This window comes from Flavobacterium sp. ENC, from assembly GCF_020991415.1.
Classification (GTDB): Bacteria; Bacteroidota; Bacteroidia; order Flavobacteriales; family Flavobacteriaceae; genus Flavobacterium.
Window position 1 is genome coordinate 360,703 of the sequence record NZ_JAJMOY010000004.1, and the last position, 22,894, is coordinate 383,596.

General features: G+C 35.8%; 18 protein-coding genes. 11 read left to right on the top strand and 7 right to left on the bottom strand.

The window, feature by feature from the left end; translation table 11 throughout:
* Positions 1 to 161: 161 nt before the first annotated feature.
* Together LPB89_RS13050 and LPB89_RS13055 are read right to left on the bottom strand one after the other, a co-directional pair.
* Positions 162 to 740, bottom strand: coding sequence for a non-canonical purine NTP diphosphatase (locus LPB89_RS13050; RefSeq protein WP_230702217.1), 579 nt, complete (start codon positions 738 to 740; stop codon positions 162 to 164).
* Positions 712 to 1,116 carry a DUF2809 domain-containing protein gene (locus LPB89_RS13055; protein ID WP_230702218.1) on the bottom strand — a complete coding sequence of 135 codons (405 nt, stop codon included), beginning with the start codon at positions 1,114 to 1,116 and terminating at the stop codon, positions 712 to 714. Before LPB89_RS13055 ends, LPB89_RS13050 begins: the two co-directional genes overlap by 29 nt.
* A 140-nt stretch (positions 1,117 to 1,256) precedes the next feature.
* On the opposite strand from LPB89_RS13055, the gene LPB89_RS13060 reads away from it, so the two are divergent.
* The 3 genes from LPB89_RS13060 to LPB89_RS13070 all read left to right on the top strand — a co-directional run bounded on the left by LPB89_RS13060 (position 1,257) and on the right by LPB89_RS13070 (position 3,534).
* Complete coding sequence (locus LPB89_RS13060; protein WP_230702219.1) at positions 1,257 to 2,453, top strand: glycoside hydrolase family 88 protein; 1,197 nt, start codon at positions 1,257 to 1,259, stop codon at positions 2,451 to 2,453.
* Positions 2,454 to 2,472: 19 nt separating this feature from the next.
* Positions 2,473 to 2,874, top strand: coding sequence for a hypothetical protein (locus tag LPB89_RS13065; RefSeq protein ID WP_230702220.1), 402 nt, complete (start codon positions 2,473 to 2,475; stop codon positions 2,872 to 2,874).
* Positions 2,875 to 3,099: 225 nt separating this feature from the next.
* Positions 3,100 to 3,534, top strand: coding sequence for a hypothetical protein (locus LPB89_RS13070; RefSeq protein WP_230702221.1), 435 nt, complete (start codon positions 3,100 to 3,102; stop codon positions 3,532 to 3,534).
* Between the two features lie 58 nt (positions 3,535 to 3,592).
* Here LPB89_RS13070 and LPB89_RS13075 read toward each other — a convergent pair whose 3' ends face one another.
* Complete coding sequence (locus tag LPB89_RS13075) at positions 3,593 to 5,101, bottom strand: FMN-binding glutamate synthase family protein (protein ID WP_230702222.1); 1,509 nt, start codon at positions 5,099 to 5,101, stop codon at positions 3,593 to 3,595.
* A gap of 36 nt (positions 5,102 to 5,137) precedes the next feature.
* Entirely contained in the window at positions 5,138 to 5,914 is a 777-nt protein-coding gene (locus LPB89_RS13080) for an NYN domain-containing protein (RefSeq protein ID WP_230702223.1), read from the bottom strand.
* Positions 5,915 to 6,206: 292 nt separating this feature from the next.
* Between LPB89_RS13080 and LPB89_RS13085 the strand changes: the two genes are divergently transcribed.
* A complete protein-coding gene (locus tag LPB89_RS13085; protein WP_230702224.1) occupies positions 6,207 to 7,469 on the top strand; it encodes a pyridoxal phosphate-dependent aminotransferase family protein in 1,263 nt (420 codons plus the stop codon).
* 122 nt (positions 7,470 to 7,591) lie between these two features.
* On the top strand, positions 7,592 to 8,068 hold the full coding sequence (locus LPB89_RS13090; RefSeq protein WP_230702225.1) for a hypothetical protein: 477 nt from the start codon (positions 7,592 to 7,594) through the stop codon (positions 8,066 to 8,068).
* Positions 8,069 to 8,234: 166 nt separating this feature from the next.
* On the opposite strand, the gene LPB89_RS13095 is transcribed toward LPB89_RS13090, so the two are convergent.
* Both LPB89_RS13095 and LPB89_RS13100 read right to left on the bottom strand, forming a co-directional pair.
* Positions 8,235 to 9,353 (bottom strand): GNAT family N-acetyltransferase, encoded by a 1,119-nt coding sequence (locus LPB89_RS13095; protein WP_230702226.1) that lies wholly within the window; start codon positions 9,351 to 9,353, stop codon positions 8,235 to 8,237.
* Between the two features lie 41 nt (positions 9,354 to 9,394).
* Entirely contained in the window at positions 9,395 to 10,387 is a 993-nt protein-coding gene (locus LPB89_RS13100; protein ID WP_230702227.1) for a transporter, read from the bottom strand.
* A 125-nt stretch (positions 10,388 to 10,512) separates the two neighbouring features.
* Here LPB89_RS13100 and LPB89_RS13105 point away from each other — a divergent pair, with 125 nt between their 5' ends.
* From LPB89_RS13105 to LPB89_RS13125, 5 genes are all read left to right on the top strand, one after another.
* Complete coding sequence (locus LPB89_RS13105) at positions 10,513 to 10,797, top strand: DUF4834 family protein (protein WP_230702228.1); 285 nt, start codon at positions 10,513 to 10,515, stop codon at positions 10,795 to 10,797.
* A gap of 51 nt (positions 10,798 to 10,848) precedes the next feature.
* Positions 10,849 to 13,314, top strand: a complete 2,466-nt coding sequence (locus LPB89_RS13110; protein WP_230702229.1) for a YfhO family protein — start codon at positions 10,849 to 10,851, stop codon at positions 13,312 to 13,314.
* Between the two features lie 51 nt (positions 13,315 to 13,365).
* Complete coding sequence (locus LPB89_RS13115; protein ID WP_230702230.1) at positions 13,366 to 14,649, top strand: glycosyltransferase family 4 protein; 1,284 nt, start codon at positions 13,366 to 13,368, stop codon at positions 14,647 to 14,649.
* 93 nt (positions 14,650 to 14,742) lie between these two features.
* Complete coding sequence (locus LPB89_RS13120; protein ID WP_230702231.1) at positions 14,743 to 16,212, top strand: lipopolysaccharide biosynthesis protein; 1,470 nt, start codon at positions 14,743 to 14,745, stop codon at positions 16,210 to 16,212.
* 494 nt (positions 16,213 to 16,706) lie between these two features.
* Complete coding sequence (locus tag LPB89_RS13125) at positions 16,707 to 17,006, top strand: hypothetical protein (protein ID WP_230702232.1); 300 nt, start codon at positions 16,707 to 16,709, stop codon at positions 17,004 to 17,006.
* A 77-nt stretch (positions 17,007 to 17,083) separates the two neighbouring features.
* On the opposite strand, the gene uvrA is transcribed toward LPB89_RS13125, so the two are convergent.
* Positions 17,084 to 19,879, bottom strand: coding sequence for an excinuclease ABC subunit UvrA (gene uvrA, locus LPB89_RS13130; protein ID WP_230702233.1), 2,796 nt, complete (start codon positions 19,877 to 19,879; stop codon positions 17,084 to 17,086).
* Positions 19,880 to 20,075: 196 nt separating this feature from the next.
* Here uvrA and LPB89_RS13135 point away from each other — a divergent pair, with 196 nt between their 5' ends.
* The gene (locus LPB89_RS13135) at positions 20,076 to 22,877 is read left to right on the top strand and encodes a triple tyrosine motif-containing protein (protein WP_305070302.1); all 2,802 of its coding nucleotides are present in this window, start codon (positions 20,076 to 20,078) and stop codon (positions 22,875 to 22,877) included.
* Positions 22,878 to 22,894: the final 17 nt, after the last annotated feature.

The window sequence follows — 22,894 nt, forward strand, 5'->3', positions numbered from 1 at the left end:
GATAAACTAATGCAATTTTAAGATTTATGTATTTGTTATGATTTGATTATCAAAAAGTTATCTTTATCGTGAAATGATTTTGATAAGAAAATGCAGAAAAATCAAAAAAAATACGTCGTGAAATCTAAAAATTAGCGTTTAAAATGTTGTATTTAAAACAATTATTTTGTGGGGTTCAGGAAATCAATCAGTTGCTGAGTTGCTTTTGCACGATGACTGATTTTATTTTTAATTTCAGACGACAATTCGGCAAAAGTTTCCGTATAACTTTCAGGCTGAAAAATAGGGTCGTATCCAAAACCGTGATTTCCCGTTTTATGCAAAGTAATGTTTCCTTTGGCAATTCCGGTAAAAAGATGCTGTCCTCCATTTAAATTTAGGGCAATAACGGTCTTGAACTGGGCGCTGCGATCGGATTGGTCTGATAAAGCGTCTAAAAGTTTGTTCATGTTATCGTTCGCATCGCGCTGTTCTCCTGCATAGCGTGCTGAATATACGCCCGGTTCACCATTTAAAGCAGCAACTTCAAGTCCGGTATCATCGGCAAAACAATCGTAACCGTATTTTTGAGTCACATAATCAGCCTTCAGGATTGCATTTTCTTCAATAGTCGCGGCAGTTTCCGGAATATCTTCAAAACAGCCAATTTCTTCAAGGCTTAAAATTTTTATGGTTTCAGGAAGTATGCTTTGTATTTCCTTAATTTTGTTTTTATTGTTTGATGCGAAAACCAGATTCATAATTATAATATTTTAAGATAATTTTTTCGATTATAAAGGCAATGGCAACTCCACAGGTGTAAGCAAGAATATCGCTCCATAAAAATCCCTGCCCCAGTACATATTTTCCAAAAAGTGTTTTCCGGACTGCAATAATCCGGCTGTCCTGACAGAGCTGAAAGAATTCAATACTATAACAGATTACCAAAGAAATAAGTATAATCTGAAGTGTTTTTTTGTTGATGAATAGTATTCGCACCAGTACATAGATCATTACCGCATAAAGTAAATCTCCAATACATAACGGAATAAAGGCAATCTTCCTGGAAAGAATTCCGAGACCGATTACTAAAAAAAATGCTAGACCGTAATAAATTCTTGGTTTTTTCAAGTGCACGATTGAATGGAGTTTTGTTGTGTTCCGTTAAGCAAAGATATAAAAAGGGTAGAAAATAGTACAGATATGGTCCTTGCAACAGATAAATATGCTTCAGTTGTTTTCTAATTTTATAAATTTAGCTTTCAAAAACCACTACTATGAATCTCAACCTTAAATTTGTTTCTCTACTTTCATTACTTCTGATTTGTGTGTCAATAGGTTATGCACAGCAAAAAAAGGAAACCAAATCATTTGATATAAAAAAGCAGTTGGAGTATTGTGCAGGGCAGGCTTCAAAAACATTAGAAATGATTCCGGATAACGGAACCTCCCCGAGAAGTATTCCGACAGGAAGCAAAGAATGGAAATTGGTGGACTATAAAGACTGGACAAGCGGTTTCTGGCCAGGGGAATTGTGGTATTTATATGAAGCTACAGGAGATAAAAAATGGGAAATGCAAGCCGATAAATTTAGTCGTTTTCTGATTCCTTTATCCGTAAGCAAAGCAAATGACCATGATTTAGGTTTCCAGGTTTTCAATAGTTTCGGAAACGGTTACCGCCTGACTAAAAATGCAGCATACAAAGAAATCATCCTTAAAACGGCCGATACCCTGGCACCCCTTTTCAATCCGAAAGTGGGAACCATTCTTTCATGGCCGCATAATAAATACGGTGGGCATAATACGATTATCGATAATATGATGAATCTGGAATTGCTTTTTTGGGCCTCTAAAAATGGCGGCAGTAAAAAATTATACAACATTGCGGTAAAACATGCCGAAACGACAATGAAGAACCATTTCAGACCGGATCATACCTCGTATCATGTTTTGGTTTATGATTATGAAACCGGCAAAAAAATAAAAGGAATGACGGCACAGGGCTTCAGTGATGATAGTATGTGGGCCAGAGGCCAGGCGTGGGCGATTTATGGATTTACGATGGTGTACCGGGAAACCAAAGACCCGAAATTTCTGGAATTTGCCCATAAACTGGCGCGCGTCTATTTAGATAAACTGACGACGGAAGATTTAATTCCATATTGGGATTTTAACGCTTCCGGAATTCCAAATGAACCCAAAGATGCTTCGGCAGCGGCTATTGTATCTTCTGCGCTTATTGAATTGAGTTCGTACACTAAAGATAAAACGCTTAAAAAGGAATACGAAACGAAGTCAAGAAAAATGATTATTTCACTTTCAGAGCATTATCAGAGTCAGGAAGTGAATTCGGCTTTTTTATTGCATTCAACTGGTCATAAACCGGCCGGAAGTGAAATTGACTGTTCCATTAATTATGCCGACTATTATTATCTGGAAGCGCTTTTAAGACTTCAAAAACAAAAAAACTAAAAACTTTAAATTTTATATCATGATTAAAAAAATAGTTCAGATTTTATTAATTGTCATTATGGCAATAGTGATAATAAGTTGTAAAAACACCAAACAAAAACTTCAGGAATATGTGATAACTTACAATAGTACGGCGGCCAGTTTTAAAGCTGATGATGTGACGCTTACTACTGCCAGAGGCTATATTAATGATGATAAAATTGAATTGCGATTTGAGACTGGTTTAGAACAAAAAGAGGCTAATAAAGTAAAAGCAAGTACCGAGTTTCCCAAACTACTGAAGGAAATGATTCATAAAAACCAGATTCCCAAAGAACTCGTTGAAGAAGGTGTTCAGTTTGATGCTTATTTTTTGGCAAATGACAATACTGTTCTTGTGAAAGAAGTACTAAATAAGGAATCTATAGCAGAATTTTTGTAAAATTAAGATCTAAAAAAAAACTCACGTTTGACTGATTGCGAATAGTTTTCTCTAAAGTACTAAGGAGAAAACTTCGGTTTGATTTTATTGTGTGTGTATTGTTTTATTTTGCATAATTAATTTGTAGTCAAATAATTACAGTTTTTATTTTTGCTTGATGAAGTTGTATTTGTTTAAAAAGTTCATTATGTTTGAGTTAAAAAATAACCTAAAACCTAAATATTTATGAAAAAAATTACTCAAATCGCATTTGCTTTTATTCTCGTGCTGCTATTGGTAAGTTGTAAAAATACCAAGCAAAAAATTCAGGAGCATGTAAGTACTTATAATAATTCTTCATCAATCACAGGCCGCGGTATTACCGGTACAACGGCAAAAGCATTTCTAAATGACAATAAAATTGAAATTAGAATTGAAACCAATTTAGAAGAGAACGATACCAATAAACTGACATACAAGGAATCATTTCCTGATTTGCTGAAAGAAATGATTAAAAACGATCAGATTTCCAAGGCATTAATTGATGAGGGAGTAAAGTTTGATGTTTATTTCTTAGCTTATAATAATGCTATTCTTGCTCAGCAGATAGTTGATAAAGAAGAATTGGCACTTTTAGAAAATGCAGGGGACTCTAAAGAAAAGGTAACTGCAAAATTGTAATTTTTGAAGTTGAATTAGTTAAAAAGCCCCTTTGAATTAATCAAAGAGGCTTTTTTTGTTATTTGGTAATATTTGTTAAGCTATCCGGGAAGTACGAGTCGGATAAATTACTAAACTCATCCCCGCGCATAAAGATATTAATATCGACATCGGCAAAGCTGTTTTTGCCCGCTGCGGCCAAAAGTTCGTTAGCCGCATGCAGCGTATTTTTATGAAAATGATACACACGGTCTGATTTGTCAGTGACTACCAGTCCTTTCATCAGCATTTTGTTTTGGGTTGCCACTCCGGTCGGACATTCATTATTATGACAACGTAATGCCTGAATACAGCCTAAAGAAAACATAAATCCACGTGCACTATTGCACATATCTGCCCCCAAAGCAACAGCATGTAAAATAGAATAGCCCGAAAGGATTTTTCCACTTCCTATAATACGTATTTTATCGCGGATATTTAAGCCGATCAGGGTTTTGTTTACGAATATCAAAGCCGGTTCAAAAGGCATTCCGACACCATCGGCAAATTCTAAGGGCGCTGCTCCCGTACCACCTTCAGCACCATCAACGGTAATGAAATCAGGGTAGGTATCCTCTGCAATCATCTCATGGCAAATGGCTTCAAATTCAGCAGTGTTTCCAATACATAATTTAAATCCGACTGGTTTGCCATTCGATAGCTGACGCAACTGTGCAATAAAACGAATCAGTCCTTTACTGTCTGAAAAAGCATGATGCCCCGGAGGGGAAAGAATCATCGTATGCGGTTCAACTCCTCTTATTTTAGCAATTTGTTCGGTATTTTTAGCAGCCGGAAGCACACCTCCGTGTCCGGGTTTTGCACCTTGCGACAATTTAATTTCAATCATCTTAACGTTCGGAAGATTGGCTTTTTCCGAGAATTTCTCAGGGCTGAAATTCCCTTCAGCGTCCCTGCATCCGAAATAGCCCGTCCCAATTTGCCAGGTAATATCACCACCACCGGCAAGGTGAAATTCAGTTAAGCCGCCTTCTCCGGTATTCTGGTAAAAATTTCCTTTTTTGGCACCTAAATTAATGGCGCGCACTGCGTTTTCACTTAGCGAACCAAAACTCATGGCCGAAACATTAAACAGAGAAGCTGAATATGGTTGTTTGCAATCTTTTCCGCCCACTAAAACACGTGGTAATTCTTCATTAACTTTCGCCGGAAATATAGAATGTTTGATTCCTTCGTAACTGTCCTGATTTAAGTTTTGCTGTGTTCCGAAAGGCGTACTGGAATCTATGTTTTTGGCTCTTTGGTAAACCATAGAGCGCTGGTTTCTGGAAAATGGCTTTCCATCAGTAGCTCTTTCAATGAAATATTGCTGAATTTCCGGTGCGATCATTTCAAACAGATACCTGAAATAACCCAAGACAGGGAAGTTTCTTAAAATGGCATGTTTCGTCTGAAGGGCATTATACACTCCAACAACTAATAATATAGGTAAAATAATTACAAGTAAAAAACCACGTCCCGAATAATAATAGACTGCGGCAACAACAAGAAACAATAAGAATCCGTAAATGAAGAATTTTTTTCTCATGTTTTTTAAAAAATTAAAGAGGTAATAAATGTATAATTAGTTGAATCTTAAACGAACGTAAACGTGTTTAATGCCTTTTTTATCCGATTCTCTTTCGTCAATTTCAAGAATATCGGTTAGCGATTTCAGCATGGGTGTCAGTTTGGTAAAGCCGTAATTTCTAGGGTCAAATTCAGGTTTTTTCTTTACAATAAGATTTCCGACATCGCCTAAAAATGCCCAGCCGTCATCATCTTCGATATCTTCAATGGTGGCTTCAATAAGTTCAATCGTCTGTTTGTCAATTTTGTGTAAGGCTTTTTCGGCAGGTTTTTCAACCGGTTTTTTAACATCGGCCGCCACTTTGGTTTTCTTTTTCTGAATGGCCCCGTCTAAAACTTCAATGTAAATAAAACGGTCGCAGGCCACAATAAAAGAGTTGGGGGTTTTCTTTTCTCCAATGCCAATTACTTTCATTCCGGATTCTCTTAATCGAATGGCCAAGCGGGTAAAATCGCTGTCACTTGAAACAATGCAAAAACCATCCAGTTTTCCTGAATACAGTAAATCCATTGCATCAATTATAAGTGCGGAATCTGAAGAGTTTTTACCAACTGTATAGCTGTATTGCTGAATAGGAGTAATGGCATGTTCCAGAAGAACACCTTTCCATCCGTTGGAATTTGGTTTGGTCCAGTCTGCATAAATACGCTTGGTTGTGGGTGTGCCAAATTTGGTTATTTCTTCCATCATACCTTTAACATTACTGTAAGGTACGTTATCGGCATCAATAAGAACGGCTAATTTTAAATCTTTTGAGGTGCTTAAAGCCATTATATAAAGGTGTTATGATTTATGATATTTCTTTTTAAAAAAGCATTTAAAATTAGTGAAAAATAAACAATTACGGCCCTTTAAGAAGAATTTATAACAGGTATAAATTAGAGAACACCTTAGAGAATATTTATTTTTTGTAAGTTTTTTAGTTTAGTTTTAAGTATTTGTTTAGAAAACTTTAACAAATAGTGCTTTTGAATCCGATTCATTTTTAAATTATTATGATAACATCGAATAAATATTTATTTTTGCACGCTGTTTAAAATTAAAATTATTACATCATTATATTATGGTAAAAGATTTATTCGAAAGAATTCAAAACAATAAAGGGCCATTAGGAAAATGGGCTTCGCAAGCTGAAGGGTATTTTGTATTCCCTAAATTAGAAGGAGAACTTGGTCCGAGAATGCAATTTGGCGGAAAAAATATTTTGAACTGGAGTATAAATGACTATTTAGGTCTGGCCAATCATCCGGAAGTACGTCAGGCAGATATTGATGCTGCTAAGGAGTTTGGTGCTGCTTACCCAATGGGTGCCCGTATGATGTCAGGTCATACAAAATATCACGAACAATTAGAAAATGAACTGGCTGCTTTCGTCATGAAAGAATCCGCTTATTTATTGAATTTTGGTTATCAGGGAATGGTATCTACCATTGATGCCTTAGTAACCAAAAATGACATTATTGTATATGATGTAGATTCTCATGCCTGTATCATTGATGGTGTACGTTTGCATATGGGAAAACGTTTTACGTATAAACACAATGATCTGGAGAGCATGGAGAAAAACCTGCAGCGTGCTACTAAAATGGCTACGGAAACAGGTGGTGGGATTTTATTTATTACGGAAGGTGTTTTCGGAATGCGAGGACAACAAGGTAAATTAAAAGAAATTGTTGCCTTAAAAGAAAAATACAATTTCCGTTTACTGGTAGATGACGCACATGGTTTTGGTACACTTGGTAAAACAGGAGCCGGAGCAGGTGAGGAGCAGGGAGTTCAGGATCAGATTGATGTTTATTTCTCGACTTTTGCAAAATCGATGGCTAATATTGGAGCTTTTATCGCTGCAGATAAGGATATTATTGATTATTTAAAATACAATTTACGTTCTCAGATGTTTGCAAAAGCATTACCAATGATTCAGACTATTGGTTCTTTGAAACGTTTGGAATTGTTGCGTAATCACCCGGAATTGAAAGATAAACTTTGGGAAAATGTAAATGCATTGCAAAATGGTTTACGTTCCAGAAATTTCAATATTGGGGATACCAATACTTGTGTAACGCCGGTATACCTGGAAGGAAGTGTTCCTGAAGCTATGGTAATGGTAAATGATTTAAGAGAAAACTACGGTATTTTCCTTTCGATCGTAATTTATCCGGTGATTCCAAAAGGAATTATTTTGTTGAGAATGATCCCGACAACTTCACACACTTTGTCTGATATTGATGAGACATTAGTGGCTTTCGAAGCGATTCGTGAGAAACTGGAAAACGGAACCTATAAAGAAATTGCAAGCAGAACTAAAGTTGATTTAGACGCTTAATATTCTAAAAATAAATTTCCGTAGTGGGAATTATGTAAAAAAATCCATTCTGATAAAGAATGGATTTTTTTTTATTTATAATTAAATTTATACTCCAATACTAATTCTAAAAACAAAATATTATGAAAAAACTACTCGCATTAACGATAATCACTTTGGCTTGTTTTACTTCCTGTAAAAAAGCCCCTGAACCGGTTCAGATAGCACCGAACCCGCCAAAAGAGGCTGAAATTACAGAACCTTCAGGAGATCAGTGTTATCTTTCGACTGCAAACAACAGTACTGTTGAATTAAGTTTTAATGTAAACTCACACCAGGAAGTTAATGGAAAACTGAGTTATGCTTTATACGGGAAAGATAAAAATGAAGGAACGATTATCGGAAATATGAAAGGAGATACCCTGATTGCAGATTACACCTTTATGTCAGAAGGAGTTTCGTCTGTGAGAGAAGTTGCCTTTCTTCAAAGAGAAAACACTTTTATAGAAGGTTTCGGAGATATCGTCGATGCCAATAATAAGGTAAGTTTTAAGGATAAAACAAAATTAAAGTTTGACCCAAAAGTGGTGCTTTCAAAAGTGGATTGTAAAGTAGAGTAATCAGCTTTAGAGTATAAAAAAAAAAGCTCCATTCGTTTATATGAATGGAGTTTTTTTTTGCAGTCTCAGTCTCAGTCTCAAGTCTCAGTCTCAGTCTCAGTTTTCAGTCTCAGTTTTCAGTTTACGTTATGTCAACTGAGACTGAGACTGACTACTGATCACTTTTTCACAGGTATTTTAAATATGTTTTTCTTTGACAGTGAATTTTTGGATCAAAATTTTTCCAAAGCAAATGAATCGCTGTGTTTTCGGCCAACTCCGGAGTCCTGATGCAATTCTGGATTCCTTTTTCTGAAAAAGTTTTAAAATATTCATCAAAAATAATAGCCGTAACCCCTTTATTTTGGTAATCCGGATGAACTCCGATTAAGTAAAAAACGACGTCTTTACTCTTTTTTCGGGCTCTTAATAAATGAATAAATCCAAACGGAAATAATTTTCCCTTTGCTTTCTGCAAAGCCTCGGAAAAACTAGGCATCACAATACTAAAAGCAACCAGATTATCGTCTTTATCAACCACAAATTTAATGTATTCAGGATTGATGAAACTGATGTATTTCTTTTTGAAATATTCTTTCTGAACATCCGAAATAGCTACAAATGAAGCTAGTTTTGCATACGATTCGTTAAACAAATCAAACATTTTGTCCACATGGGGCATAATGTCTTTTGTTTTCGTGAATGTTAAGGATCGTAAACCGTATCTTTTTTTGATTAATTCCTGCGCTTTCAGGAAAAATTCCGGTTTCACATTCGAAAACGGAAAGATACTTTCGATATATTCTTTCTCTACCTGAAAGCCTAATTGTTCAAAATGAGTTACATAATACGGGTTGTTATACCACGTAATCATCGTTCCCATCTGATCATAACCTTCTGTAAGGACGCCAACTTTATCCAGGTTCGAAAAACCCATTGGCCCTTCAACGTGCTCCAGATTATTTTGTTTTCCAAGTTCGTAAACTTTTTCCAGCAAAGCTTTTGTCACTTCAATATCATCAATAACATCAAACCATCCGAAACGAACTTTCCTTTTGTGCTGATTATTTACTTCAGACCAATTGATGATAGCGGTTATCCTGCCCACAATTTCATTGTCTTTATAAGCCAGGTAAAAATAGGCCTCAGCATTCTCAAAAGCAGGATTTTTGGTTTTATCAAATGCCTCCAATTCATCTGCAATTATGGGCGGAACCCAATACGGATTGTCTTTGTATAATGAAAAAGGAAATTTGATATATGCGGTTAATTCTTTTTTTGTTTTGGCTTCTTTAATTGTAATCATTAAATCGTATTGTAAAATATCTCTGCGAGATTTGGTTATTATTATTCGTACTTGGATTTACGTTTTCTTTCCTGTTCCTGATAATCGGTTTCCTTTTTGTTTTTTACACCTTCCGGATCTTTAGGGTCTTTTTTCTTGTCTTTTCGGGATTGTTTCTTGAATTCCATTTGTGTTTCCTTGTACTTGGTGTCATAACGCCATGAAACACCAACTCCTCCGTAAAGTATAGATGGCGTGCCCTTAAAATTACTGCTGACAGATGCATCAACCTGTAAATTGGGGTTAATCAGGTAAGCAGCTCCGCCACGAACGATGGCATCACTGTAAAAATCACTTTTATAGCCCTGGTTTTCAACAAAACCGGACCATTTGCTATTAAAACCGTGGGTTAAAGTTAGTACATAACCATAACTTGGGTAATCTGTCGAAATATAGTCGGCAATAATATTGGTCACAAAAACCCATTTTCCGCCTCCAAATTGATTTTGAGTGATTAAGGCTATTTTTGGGGAAATGCTGGACTCCGGAGAAAAAGAGTAAGGGTTGTTTTTGCCAACAAAATTGGCTCCTGCAAAAACAGAGATTGCCGGTACTAATTGATGCCAGTCAAATCTGTGATTAGCTTTATAACTGTAAATGTTTTTTGTCTTTTCGTAGTTTTTAAAAGGATCATAAATTAAATATTTAGCTCCTAAAACAGTTTGCCTGAAATTATTTTTTTTATAATTGGTGTACGGAGTATCAAAATTTTCCATCTGATATTGTAAATCCAGCACAAATTCAAGTTTTTCGAGAAAGGCACCATATCTGAATGTTAAATCTGTACCAAATCCATTTGCATTATAATTTAATAAATCATGCTTTTCTTTTATTCCGTAAATTCCAATTTCTGCCTGAATAACAGACTTTCCGACAGCAAAAGCCGACATTGTTTCACCGGGACGGTTGGAGTTGATGACATCGGTATATTGGGCGAAAAAGAATTGAGGTGTAAAAAAAAGAGCGGCAATAAATAAGTTTTTAGCTTTTAACATAAACGTAATTTTTGATTAAAAAGTAATAACGCATTTCAAATGTACTATATTTTATTATTTATTTAAGATTGATATTTTAATTTTAAACAACGGATTTATTAATTTTGGAAAAAAATTATACAATTATGCAAGAAGCATCTTTTTCAGGTTTAATAAAAGCTATCTGTTACATCGTGGCTTTTTATTATATTTTTAAATTTTTAGCTAGAATCTTTTTGCCTGTATTGGTAAAAAAGGCTGTAGAAAAAGCAGGAGAGAATTTTCAGAGACAACAACAATATAGTCAGGATGCTTCATGGCAAAAAACGCAACGTAATACTGATGAGGTCATTATCAATACGGCGAACGCTAAAAATCCCCGTGAAACCAAAAAAGTGGGAGATTATGTTGATTACGAAGAAATAGATTAAGTTTGTGTCCTAATAAAATAGGATTTCATCATTTAACCAAACCTGCCAAAATTGAAAATAGTAAATAAGTTCTATCCGCACGCCCTTGTTATATTGGGCTTTATTCTCGTTTCTTTAATTTATTTTTACCCGGTTTTACAAGGGAAACAAATTTTCCAGTCCGATATCGCACAATATACCGGAATGGCTAAAGAGCAAAATGATTTTAGAGCCACGGAACATACTGAGCCGTACTGGACAAACTCTGCTTTTGGCGGAATGCCGACATACCAGCTTGGAGCCAATTATCCGAACGATTATGTAGGCAAATTAGATGATGCATTACGTTTTTTGCCACGTCCCGCTGATTATTTATTTTTATACTTCTTAGGTTTTTACGGATTGTTATTAGTTTTAAAAACAGATCCTCTTAAAGCTTTTATCGGAGCAATTGCTTTCGGTTTTTCTACCTATTTAATTATTATTTTAGGCGTTGGCCATAATGCTAAAGCACATGCTATTGCGTATATGCCTTTGGTGATTGCCGGATTTATACTGGTTTTTCAGAAAAAATACATTTGGGGAGGTTTACTCACCATGTTTGCGGTGGCATTGGAAATTAATGCGAACCACTTCCAGATGACCTATTATTTATTGATTTTCCTATTAATCCTTTCCGGTTATTTTGCTTTTAACTTCCTTAAAGAAAAAGAATACAAGCCGCTTTTAATCTCGTTGGGTGTTTTGGCAGCAGCTGGAATTTTTGCTATTGGCGCCAATGCCACTAATTTACTCGCAACAAGCGAATATGCTAAATTTAGTACCCGCAGCAATAGTGAACTGACCTTTAATCCGGACGGCACTAAAAAGGTCAATGAGAATGCACTGAGCCATGAATATATCACGGAATACAGCTATGGAATAGCAGAGAGTCTTAATCTGATTGCACCACGACTTTTTGGTGGTTCTAACCATGAAAATGTAGGAACCGACAGTCGTATGTATTCCTTTATGACGGAACAGGGAGTACCATCTGAACAAGCACAGGATTTTGTATCGGGAATGCCTACCTATTGGGGCGACCAGCCGATTGTTGCAGCGCCTGCCTATATTGGGGTAGTGGTTTTCTTTTTAGGTGTTTTAGCGTTGTTTATTGATGACAGAAAAATAAAATATGTTTTCCTTTCAGGGGCATTGGTGGCACTAGTGCTGTCATGGGGAAAAAACTTCTCTTTGTTAACCGATTTTTTTATCGACTACGTTCCAATGTACGATAAATTCAGGGCAGTCTCCTCAATTCAGGTTATTCTTGAATTATGTTTCCCTGTACTCGCTGTAATGGGACTGCAATCATTTTTTAAAGCGAAAGACGAGCCTAAACTACAGCAAAAGGCCTTGGTTCAGACCGGAGCTTTCGGACTTGGAGTATTACTGATTTTGGTTTTTGCAAAAAGTATGTTTCATTTTACAGGAAGCAGCGATAGTTATTTCCTGGAAAGTTACGGACCAGGCTTTGTTGATGCGCTGAAAGAGGACAGAATGAGTTTGTATTCTGCAGATTTATTGCGTTCGGGGTTCTTTATCGTGGTTACTTTCGGAATTTTATGGTTGTTTATTAAAAATAAATTTTCACAAAATACAACCTTGATCATTGTAGGCCTTTTGATGATTTTCGATTTGTTTTTTGTCGATAAAAAATATGTTTCCGCTAAAGATTTCGTGAGTCCTGTAGAAATTGCAGCGCCTTTTCAGGAAACACCTTCTGATGCTCAGATTTTAAAAGATACTACACATTACAGGGTTTTTGAGGTAAACGGTAATATGTCCAGTGCGCGTGCTTCTTACTTCCACCATTCACTGGGAGGATACCATGCCGCAAAACCAAGAAGAATCCAGCAATTGTTTGATTACCAGATCGCCAAAAACAATATGGAAGTTCTGGATATGCTGAATGTAAAATATATCATCCAGACGGATAAGGAAGGAAAAGAATTCCCGACGGTTAATCCAAATACGAATGGGAATGCCTGGTTTGTCAGCGATGTAAGGCTTGTCAATAAACCGGACGATGTGATGAAAGCTTTAGATCACCTTGATACCAAAAAAGTGGCCGTTTTTAACGTTCGTGAACATGAAGGTAAATTCAGAAGTGCCCGCTTAAAGAAACAATGGGATACCACCGGAACGATTAAGGTGGTAGAATACAAACCCAATTATATCAAATACCAGTCAGATAACGGAAAAGACGGTTTGGCTGTTTTCTCTGAAATGTATTATAAAAACGGCTGGAATGCTTATATCGATGGTAAATTAACCGATCATTTCCCTGTGGATTATGTTTTAAGAGCAATGGAAATTCCCGGAGGAAAACATACTATTGAATTTAAATTCGAGCCAGAGGTAGTAAAAACAGGAAGTACAATAACATTGATAAGCACAATAGGAATGTTGTTGTTATTGATTGGCGGGGTTTATTTTGAAAGATTCTACCACAAAGATTCACAAAGAATTCACGGAGATACTCAAAAAAATATTTAAATCTTTGCGAAACTTGGTGAGAACTTACTGAGTCTCTGTGAAACAAAACTGATGGAACAAAAAAAACTCTTAATCATTACCTACTATTTTCCCCCTGCCGGAGGTCCTGGTGTGCAGCGTTGGTTGAAATTTGTAAAATATCTGCCTGAATTTAATATTCAGCCCATAGTGTATGTTCCGGAAAACCCAACTTATCCGATAGTGGATGAAGGTCTGGTCAGTGAAATTTCTGACCAGGTAATTGTGCTCAAGAATAAAATATGGGAACCTTACCAGCTGGCTTCTGTTTTTTCTAAAAATAAAACGAAAAAAATCAGTTCAGGAATTTTTCCCCAAAAGAAAAAACAGACCTTTTTAGATAAAACCTTTCTTTGGGTTCGCGGCAATCTTTTTATTCCGGATGCGAGAGTGTTTTGGGTAAAACCTTCAGTCGTTTATCTGGAAAAATACATCAGAGAAAATAATATTGATACCATTGTAACCTCAGGACCGCCACATAGCCTGCATTTAATTGGTTTGGAATTAAAACAAAAACTAAACATAAAATGGCTGGCAGATTTTCGTGATCCCTGGACAACCATCGGATATCATAAAGCACTGCGATTATCTTCGTATGCAGCAGGCAAACATAAAAAACTAGAGCATAAAGTACTAAACTCGGCAGATACCATCATCGTTACGAGTAAAACTACTAAAACAGAGTTTGAGGCCATTACCAACAAACCAATTTCGGTCATTACCAATGGTTATGATGTCGAAAATGTCGAAAAGCAGGTTTTAGATACCAAATTTACCCTGGCACATATCGGTTCTTTTTTATCCGATCGGAATCCTGAATTTTTATGGGAATCCCTGGTGGAATTATTAACTGAAATTCCGGATTTTAAATCTCATTTAGAGATTAAACTGATCGGTGCCGTAAGTCAGGAGGTACTGGACGCTATTGACCAGCATAAACTCGGGGATTATTTGAATCTTTTGGGCTATGTTTCGCATCGTGAGGCCATTGCGCATCAGAAGAAATCACAGGTTTTATTGCTGATCGAAATCAATTCGGAAGATACTAAGAGTATTATTCCGGGGAAATTGTTTGAATATATGGTATCAGAACGTCCGATAATTGCTATTGGGCCACAAGGATCTGATTTTGCTGCTATTGTAAAAGAAACGAATACCGGAGTATTTTTCGATTATTCTGAAAAAGCGAAGCTAAAAAGTGTAATTTTGGACTTTTATAATCAATTTCTGGAAGGGAAATTACAGTCTAATGGTATTGGTTTACAGCAATATTCGCGAAAAAATCTTACCGGACAATTAGTAGAATTGATTCGCTAAATAAACAATTTCAAAAGATAATAAAATTTCAAAAATCATACGCGTTTTAAAATCAAAATCTAAACGCTACAATCTAAACGCTGCAATCAAAACATGGGTATTGTCTTAAATCAGTCCTTCAAAAACACCATTATTACTTATATCGGCTTCGGTATCGGGGCTATCAATACACTTTATCTGTATCCGGTTTTTTTAGGAGCTACCTATTATGCTTTAACGAATTATATTCTTTCTGCAGCAAATGTTATTATGCCTTTGTTCGCTATCGGAATGCAAAATACATTGGTTAAGTTTTATTCGCAATACAAAACGGAAGCAGAAAGAGAGCAATTTCTCTCCTTTACGGCATTGTTTCCTATTTTAATGTGTATTCCGTTAGGTATTATTGGTTTGTTCTTCTTTGATGATATTACGGCTTTTGTTTCTAAAGAAAATCCTGTTGTAAAAGAATTCATGTACCTGATTCCTTTTATCGGAATCTGCATGGCGTATTTTGAGATTTTTTATGCCTGGGCGAGGGTGCATATGCATTCTGTCTTTGGCAATTTTATTAAGGAAGTCGGGCTAAGGTTATTTTCTACTTTTGCATTGGTTGGTTTGTATTTTAAATGGATTACACTTATTGAGTTTGTATATGTAACGGCGGTAATTTATTTCATAGCCTTTATAGTGACGATGTTTTATGCTTTCTATGTCAAAAAACCGAATTTTCAAATCAACATCCCTAAGAATGTAAAAGATGTAATGGAGTATACGTTCTTTATTATTTTATCGGGAAGCGTAGCGAACTTGCTTTTGGATGGCGATAAACTGATGCTGAATCAGTATATGAAAATTGAGAACATAGCATATTATTCGGTAGCAACTTATATTGCGCTGGTCATTTCGGTTCCAAGCCGGGCCATGCATCAGATCGTATACCCAATTACCGCAAAATTAATGCATGAAAACAAACATGATGAACTGAATTCACTGTACAAAAAAACTTCCATAAACCTTCAGTTTGTGGGCGGTTTCGTGATGTTGTGTATTTTTGTAAATATCAATCAGTTGTATGAATTGGTACCTAAAGAATACAGCGGGGGAATTCCAGTTGTATTTATGATAGGGATTTCTAAGTACTTCGATCTGATTTTAGGGAATAATAATGCTATTATTTTTAATACTAAATATTACCGAATGGTCTTGTATTTAGGATTATTGCTAGTGTTTTTAACCTTTGTTTTAAACATGATTTTTATTCCAATTCAGGGTATTTTAGGTTCTGCATTTGCTACTTTATTGTCCATCACGTTATACAGTCTGGCCAAATTGCAGTTTGTCGTTAAAAAACTTCATTTGTATCCGTTTACAAAACAGACTGTACATTCGATTCTGATTACATTTGCTTTATTTCTGGTGTTTTATTTCTGGGAATTCCCTTTTTATCAGCTGATCAGTATTGCGTTGAAATCTGTTTTGGTAACGATTCTTTATATTTACCTGAATTATAAATTCAATATCTCTCCCGAGATTAATCAGGTAATCAGAGGATTGTCAAAAAGAATTGGAATTAAGATTTAACGCCATTTTACTGAAATAATGGCCCGCGGGAATTTTATGGTTCCTATTAAAAACATTTTTGAAAGAAATAACTTTCAAAATATTGATTATCTGTTTTTCACTATACCAAAGCATTGCCGATTCATTTAATATCAGGTGGATCCGGATGATTTCACTGTGTTATAACGCGTTAAGGAACCAAACACAATACTAATTGCTGGAAATGATCTGAAATGCAAGTGAAACTCCTGTCTCTAATTTTTAAAATAAAAATGCTAAGTTGTTGACATTGTGATTTAATCAATAATTTTAACATTTTTTTTTTTTGATATTTGATTAATAAAAATTAAATTTATGTAAGAATTTGATAGTGCTTTTATTGTCTTGCTTAAAATATTTTAGATAATGCAATAAAAGTGACTTTATGATGTTTAACTTAATATGGAAATCCCTATCCATATTAGAAATAATTAACACTTATATAATAGTATTTGGATTAAATTAATTTGCTGGTTATGAAAAACAATAAACTGAGTCAGGAACAAAGTTTTCAGGTATTTTCCAATATGATATCAAAGAAGGTTCATAATGGATTTACATTAGAAGAGAGAAACGATGAATTGCTTTTTGCGGTTCTCTCAAAGGGAGGGAAAGTAGTTAATCATGGTTTAAATTTTATTATTTTTTGTCTTACGCTGGGATTATGGTCTTTTGCATGGTTGTACCTTACAATAGAAGCGTCAAAACAGAAAAAAATACTAGTTGCAATTGATGAAGATGGATTGCCTTTTGAAGACAGGTGCTTAGTAGCTTAATTAAGAGCTATTTAAAAATAAAGCGGCCAGAATTTCTATAATTCTGGCCGCTTTATTTTTTTATGGGATAAAGGATTTTATAATTTGTCTTTTAAATAAACTCCCGTAACCGATTCTTTTACTTTTGCCACCTCTTCCGGAGTTCCTGTGGCTAACAAATGTCCTCCGTTTTCACCTCCTTCAGGTCCCAGGTCAATAATCCAGTCGGCACATTTGATAAGGTCAAGATTGTGTTCAATTACAATTATCGAATGGCCTTTTTCTATTAAGGCATCAAATGAAGCCAGTAATTTTTTAATGTCGTGAAAATGCAAGCCTGTCGTAGGTTCATCAAATACAAACAACGCTTTGTCTTTTGTTGCTCCTTTTACGAGAAAAGAAGCCAGTTTAATACGTTGTGCTTCACCTCCGGACAGCGTAGAAGACGATTGTCCCAACTGCACATATCCTAATCCTACATCCTGCAGCGGCTGTAGTTTTTGAGTGATTTTTGCCTGTTTGTTTTTTTCGAAAAAGGCAATGGCATCATCAATCGTCATGGTTAGAATGTCATTGATGTTTTTGTCATCGAAAGTAATTTCTAAAATTTCTTTTTTAAAGCGTTTGCCGCCACAAGTTTCGCAAGGCAGCTGAACGTCGGCCATAAAGACCATCTCGACGTTTATAGAGCCTTCTCCCTTACAGGTTTCGCAACGACCTCCATCAACATTAAAAGAAAAATGTTTGGCCTGATAGCCTCTTATTTTAGATAGTTTTTCTTTGGCATACAAATCACGAATATCATCATAAGCTTTTATGTATGTAACAGGATTAGATCTGGAACTTCTTCCAATCGGATTCTGATCCACATATTCAATGTGTTTTATCTGAGAAAAGGATCCTTTTATTTCGGTAAACTGGCCCGCTTTTTCTGCGGCATTTTCAAGTTTTTTCTGCATGGCAGGAAACAGGATTTTCTTGATCAGCGTACTTTTTCCGCTACCGGAAACTCCTGTAATCACAGTTAATACATCCAATGGGAAAGTAACATTGATGTTTTTCAGGTTATTTTCCCTGGCACCAATAATTTCAATATGATTTTTGAATTTTCTTCTTTTTTTAGGAACCGTTATTTCTAAATCCCCATTTAAATATTTGGCCGTTAAAGAGTCCAATTTTAATATTTCATCGTAAGTACCCTGAGCTACAAGATGCCCTCCGTAAGTACCGGCTTCCGGACCTATATCGATAATCATATCGGCAGCTTTCATGATGTCTTCGTCGTGTTCTACAACGATAACCGTATTACCTAAATCACGAAGCGAAAGCAGCACTTTTATCAGTCGTTCGGAATCTTTCGGGTGAAGGCCAATACTTGGCTCGTCTAAAATATACATAGATCCCACCAGGCTGCTCCCCAAAGAGGTAGCCAGGTTGATTCGTTGTGATTCTCCTCCCGAAAGCGTGGCAGAGTTTCTGTTTAAAGTAAGGTAATCCAGACCCACTTCTGTCAAAAACGACAGGCGATTATTGATTTCGATCATTAAACGTTTTGCGATTTGCTGTTCGTAAACGTTTAGGTCAATATTTTTGAAAAAAGTAACCAGATGTTTAATCGGTAAATCGACTAAATCGGAAACTGTTTTACCATTTATTTTTACGTACGATGCTTCTACGCGCAAGCGTTTTCCGCGACAGGCGTGACATTTTGTTTTGCCACGGTAACGGGACAACATGACCCGATTCTGAATCTTATAATTTTTTTCCTCAAGTTCCCTGAAGAAATCATTAAGTCCCTGAAAATACTGATTTCCTTTCCAGATTAGATCTTTTTGTTCTTCTGATAATTCGAAAAAAGGCTTGTGAATCGGGAAATCAAATTTGTAAGCATGTTTGACCAGTTCATCCTTGTACCAGCTCATGCTGTCGCCTCTCCACGGGTAAATAGCGCTTTCGAAAACAGAAAGCGACGTATTCGGAACCACAAGGTCAGCATCAATTCCGATAATATTACCATATCCCTCACAAACAGGGCAGGCACCATATGGATTATTGAAACTGAACAAGTGAACATTCGGTTCTAAAAACGTAATACCATCCAATTCAAAATTATTAGAATAGGAAAAACGTTTGTCTGAATTTAATTGCTGTAAATAACAAATTCCTTTTCCTTCAAAAAAAGCAGTCTGTACGGCATCTGCCAGACGGTTATAGAATTCTTCCTCTTCTTTGACCACGATTCGGTCTATAATCAGGAGTATATCTTTATTGTCCAGCTGGTGAAGATCAGCAGATTCAAATTCATCCAGACGAACCATTTCGTTATTGACTAAAATACGGGCAAAACCTTGTTGTAAAAGTACTTTTAGTTTGTCTTCCAGTTGTCGGCCTTCTTCCAGGTGAATCGGGGCCAGTAAAAGCCATTTGCTGTCTATTGGCAGTGTTTTGACATCTGAAACGACATCCGAAACGGTGTTTTTTTTAACTTCCTGACCTGAAATTGGCGAATACGTACGGCCAATTCTGGCAAACAAAAGTTTCATATAATCGTAAATCTCAGTCGAAGTCCCGACGGTAGATCTTGCATTGGTCGTGTTTACCTTTTGCTCAATGGCAATAGCCGGAGCGATTCCTTTGATATATTCTACTTTGGGTTTGTCTAGACGCCCCAAAAACTGACGTGCGTAAGAAGACAGGCTTTCTACGTAACGACGCTGCCCTTCAGCATATAAAGTATCAAATGCCAGACTTGATTTTCCGGATCCGGAAAGCCCTGTAATGACAACAAGTTTGTTTCTGGGAATAGCGACATCTACATTTTTTAAGTTATGTACTTGTGCTCCTTTAATGATAATATTATGTTTCGGGTCGAGTGTAGAAAGGTCAATTTGCATAAAAAAAGTCAATTTCTACAAAAGTAATCAATTTTGAATTGAGTTTTGTTAAAGCCATTGTTCCAAATTTTAACTAATTGTTCTAAAATTGCCATCTTTTCGGCATTGCTCTTTTTTTTACTAAAAATTGGTTATTTCAATATAAAATACGCTATTTTAGAACTGTTTTTATACTAAATTAATACTACGGCTCAATTTGAAAACTACATTTTCTATCCTTTGTTTTTTGATGAATGTATTCCTGTTTTCTCAGGAACTTCCGCCAATTGTAAAATACCCGTCAACGGTTTACGGGGCCGGGAACCAAAGCTGGATGATCTCGCAGGATGAACAGAATTATCTGTATTTTGCCAATAACGAGGGCCTTCTGGAATATAACGGAACCAATTGGAAATTATACCCGACTCCAAATGAAACGATCATGCGTTCGGTGAAAGTAATCGATAATAAGATTTATACCGGATGTTACATGAATTTTGGCTACTGGACGAGACAAGCCAACGGGAAGTTAAAATATACATCGTTAAGTGATACCATCAAAACTAAAATTCTGGACGATGAGCAGTTTTGGAACATTTTAAAATACGATCAGTGGATTTTGTTTCAGTCCCTGAACAGAATTTACATTTATGATACCAAAACGAAAAACTTCAAAATTATTTCCCCTAAAAACGGGGTTATAAAGTCGTTTAGCACCAAATCCTCTATATATTATCAAACCATAAATGAAGGACTTTTTGAAATAGAAGCCGGAAAAGGGAAACTGATTTCCGATCATCCTGTTTTAAAAAAATATACCATTGTCAATGTTTTTAGCCTTGATGACAGTTTGCTGATCCAGACCCAGCTCGACGGATTTTATAAACTTTCGGGGACAACTTTAACACCATTTCGAACCGCTGTCGATACGGAATTAAAATCCAGTTTTGTATACAGCAGCCAGCGTCTTCAGGATGGTAGTTATGCACTGGGGACCGTTTCTAACGGTGTTTTTATTTTGTCAAAGGAAGGCCAGCTGAAATATCACATTTCACAAAGTAAAGGCCTGAGCAATAACACAGCCTTATCCTTGTTTGAAGATAAAGATCAGAATGTATGGATTGGCCTTGATAACGGAATTAATTGCATCAACCTTCAGACGCCTGTACATAGTTTTACCGATGATACAGGAGTTTTAGGAACGGTATATGCTTCGATCGAATACAACGGAATATTGTACGTAGGAACGAATCAGGGGTTGTTTTGCAGGAAATACCAGAGCAATGAAGATTTTCAGTTTATAAGAGGTACAAAAGGTCAGGTCTGGTCCCTGTTTGTTTACGATCATACGCTTTTTTGCGGACATGATTCGGGAACTTTTATTATTGATAAAACAGCAGCAAGAAATATTTTTTCAGGTTCCGGTACCTGGAAATTTGAGCGGGTTCCTAATGCTGAAAATCAATTGTTGCAGGGAAATTATTATGGAATTTCAGTTCTGGAAAGGACAGGGAAAGAGTGGAAGTTTAAAAACAAAATAAAAGGATTTGATTATTCGTCGCGTTATTTCGAAATCACCAAGGATCTTGAAGTGTATGTCAGCCATGAATACAAAGGGATTTTCAGGTTAAAACTGGATAAGGGGCTTTTAAAAACCAGTGGATTCTATTCGTATTCCTCTCCGAAAAAAGGAAAAAATGCAAGTCTGACCAAATTCAATAATTCGATTTATTACGCCTGTAAAGAGGGGATTTTTAAATTAAATTCAAAATCGAAACAATTTGAAAAAGATACATTACTGAGCTCTATTTTCGAGAAAGATGAATATACATCCGGTAAATTAATTGTAGATGACGCTAACCGGATCTGGCTTTTTTCCAAAAACTATATTCACTATTTCTCTGCCAGTAAACTTAGTAATCAGTTAAAGCAAAATATCATTCCGATTCCGTCGTCTTTAACCAATTCGATGCTCGGTTTTGAGAATATCAGGCAGATTTCAAAATCAACCTATTTAATAGGAACTACAGATGGTTATTATATTTTAAATATTGATGATTTAAGTTTTAAAAACTACAGCGTTTCAATTGCTGAAATTTCGATCAATAAGCAAAATGAAACCTTAAACGATGTCGCTTTAAACGAAGAAGGAAGTTTTAAATCGAACGAAAATAATATCACTTTAAACTACACGGTTCCGGAATACAATAAGTATATCAACACGGAATACCAATATCTTTTGGAAGGATTTCAAAATGACTGGAGTGAATGGAGTACAAAATCATCGGTTAATTTTAAAAATTTATCACCCGGAAAATATACTTTCAGGGTACGCGCCAAATATGCCAATACCATTTTGCAAAATAACGCTGTTTACACCTTTGTGGTTTTAAAACCCTGGTACCTGACGAATCTGGCCTGTTTTATTTATTTTCTCCTGATACTCGTTCTGGCTTACTTCATCAATAAGGCGTACCGTAATTTCTATCAGAAACAGAAAGAAAAATTAATTGAAGAAAATAATCTTTTATTAGAGATAAAAGAGCTGGAAAATGAACAACAGCTTATGAAATTGCGAAACGAGCAATTATCGCAGGATGTTGATAATAAAAACAGGGAACTGGCCGTTTCAACGATGAGTTTAAACAGTAAGAATGAGCTTCTGGCTTTTATTAAAGAAGATTTAAAGAAAACTACACAGGACGACAGCAAAAATATCAAATCGGTGATCAGGACCATCAATGATAATATTACAGAAGAAGATTCGTGGAAAATCTTTAAAGAAGCATTTGACAGTGCCGATAAGGATTTCTTAAAACGAATCAAACAATTACATCCCCTGTTAACACCAAATGACCTCCGTCTTTGTGCGTACCTTCGACTGAATCTTTCGTCAAAAGAAATTGCTCCTTTATTTAATATCTCCGTTCGAAGTGTGGAAATAAAAAGATATCGTTTGCGTAAAAAAATGGATTTACAGCACGAAATCGGTTTAGTGGAGTATATTCTGGCTGTATAGGAAAGTCATAATGACCT

Bases quoted from the DNA above. Each gene is read 5' to 3' on its own strand.
- LPB89_RS13050 (WP_230702217.1), bottom strand. From the start codon at position 740: ATGAATCTGGTTTTCGCATCAAACAATAAAAACAAAATTAAGGAAATA.
- LPB89_RS13060 (WP_230702219.1), top strand. From the start codon at position 1,257: ATGAATCTCAACCTTAAATTTGTTTCTCTACTTTCATTACTTCTGATT.
- LPB89_RS13065 (WP_230702220.1), top strand. From the start codon at position 2,473: ATGATTAAAAAAATAGTTCAGATTTTATTAATTGTCATTATGGCAATA.
- LPB89_RS13070 (WP_230702221.1), top strand. From the start codon at position 3,100: ATGAAAAAAATTACTCAAATCGCATTTGCTTTTATTCTCGTGCTGCTA.
- LPB89_RS13075 (WP_230702222.1), bottom strand. From the start codon at position 5,101: ATGAGAAAAAAATTCTTCATTTACGGATTCTTATTGTTTCTTGTTGTT.
- LPB89_RS13080 (WP_230702223.1), bottom strand. From the start codon at position 5,914: ATGGCTTTAAGCACCTCAAAAGATTTAAAATTAGCCGTTCTTATTGAT.
- LPB89_RS13085 (WP_230702224.1), top strand. From the start codon at position 6,207: ATGGTAAAAGATTTATTCGAAAGAATTCAAAACAATAAAGGGCCATTA.
- LPB89_RS13090 (WP_230702225.1), top strand. From the start codon at position 7,592: ATGAAAAAACTACTCGCATTAACGATAATCACTTTGGCTTGTTTTACT.
- LPB89_RS13095 (WP_230702226.1), bottom strand. From the start codon at position 9,353: ATGATTACAATTAAAGAAGCCAAAACAAAAAAAGAATTAACCGCATAT.
- LPB89_RS13100 (WP_230702227.1), bottom strand. From the start codon at position 10,387: ATGTTAAAAGCTAAAAACTTATTTATTGCCGCTCTTTTTTTTACACCT.
- LPB89_RS13105 (WP_230702228.1), top strand. From the start codon at position 10,513: ATGCAAGAAGCATCTTTTTCAGGTTTAATAAAAGCTATCTGTTACATC.
- LPB89_RS13115 (WP_230702230.1), top strand. From the start codon at position 13,366: ATGGAACAAAAAAAACTCTTAATCATTACCTACTATTTTCCCCCTGCC.
- LPB89_RS13120 (WP_230702231.1), top strand. From the start codon at position 14,743: ATGGGTATTGTCTTAAATCAGTCCTTCAAAAACACCATTATTACTTAT.
- LPB89_RS13125 (WP_230702232.1), top strand. From the start codon at position 16,707: ATGAAAAACAATAAACTGAGTCAGGAACAAAGTTTTCAGGTATTTTCC.
- uvrA (WP_230702233.1), bottom strand. From the start codon at position 19,879: ATGCAAATTGACCTTTCTACACTCGACCCGAAACATAATATTATCATT.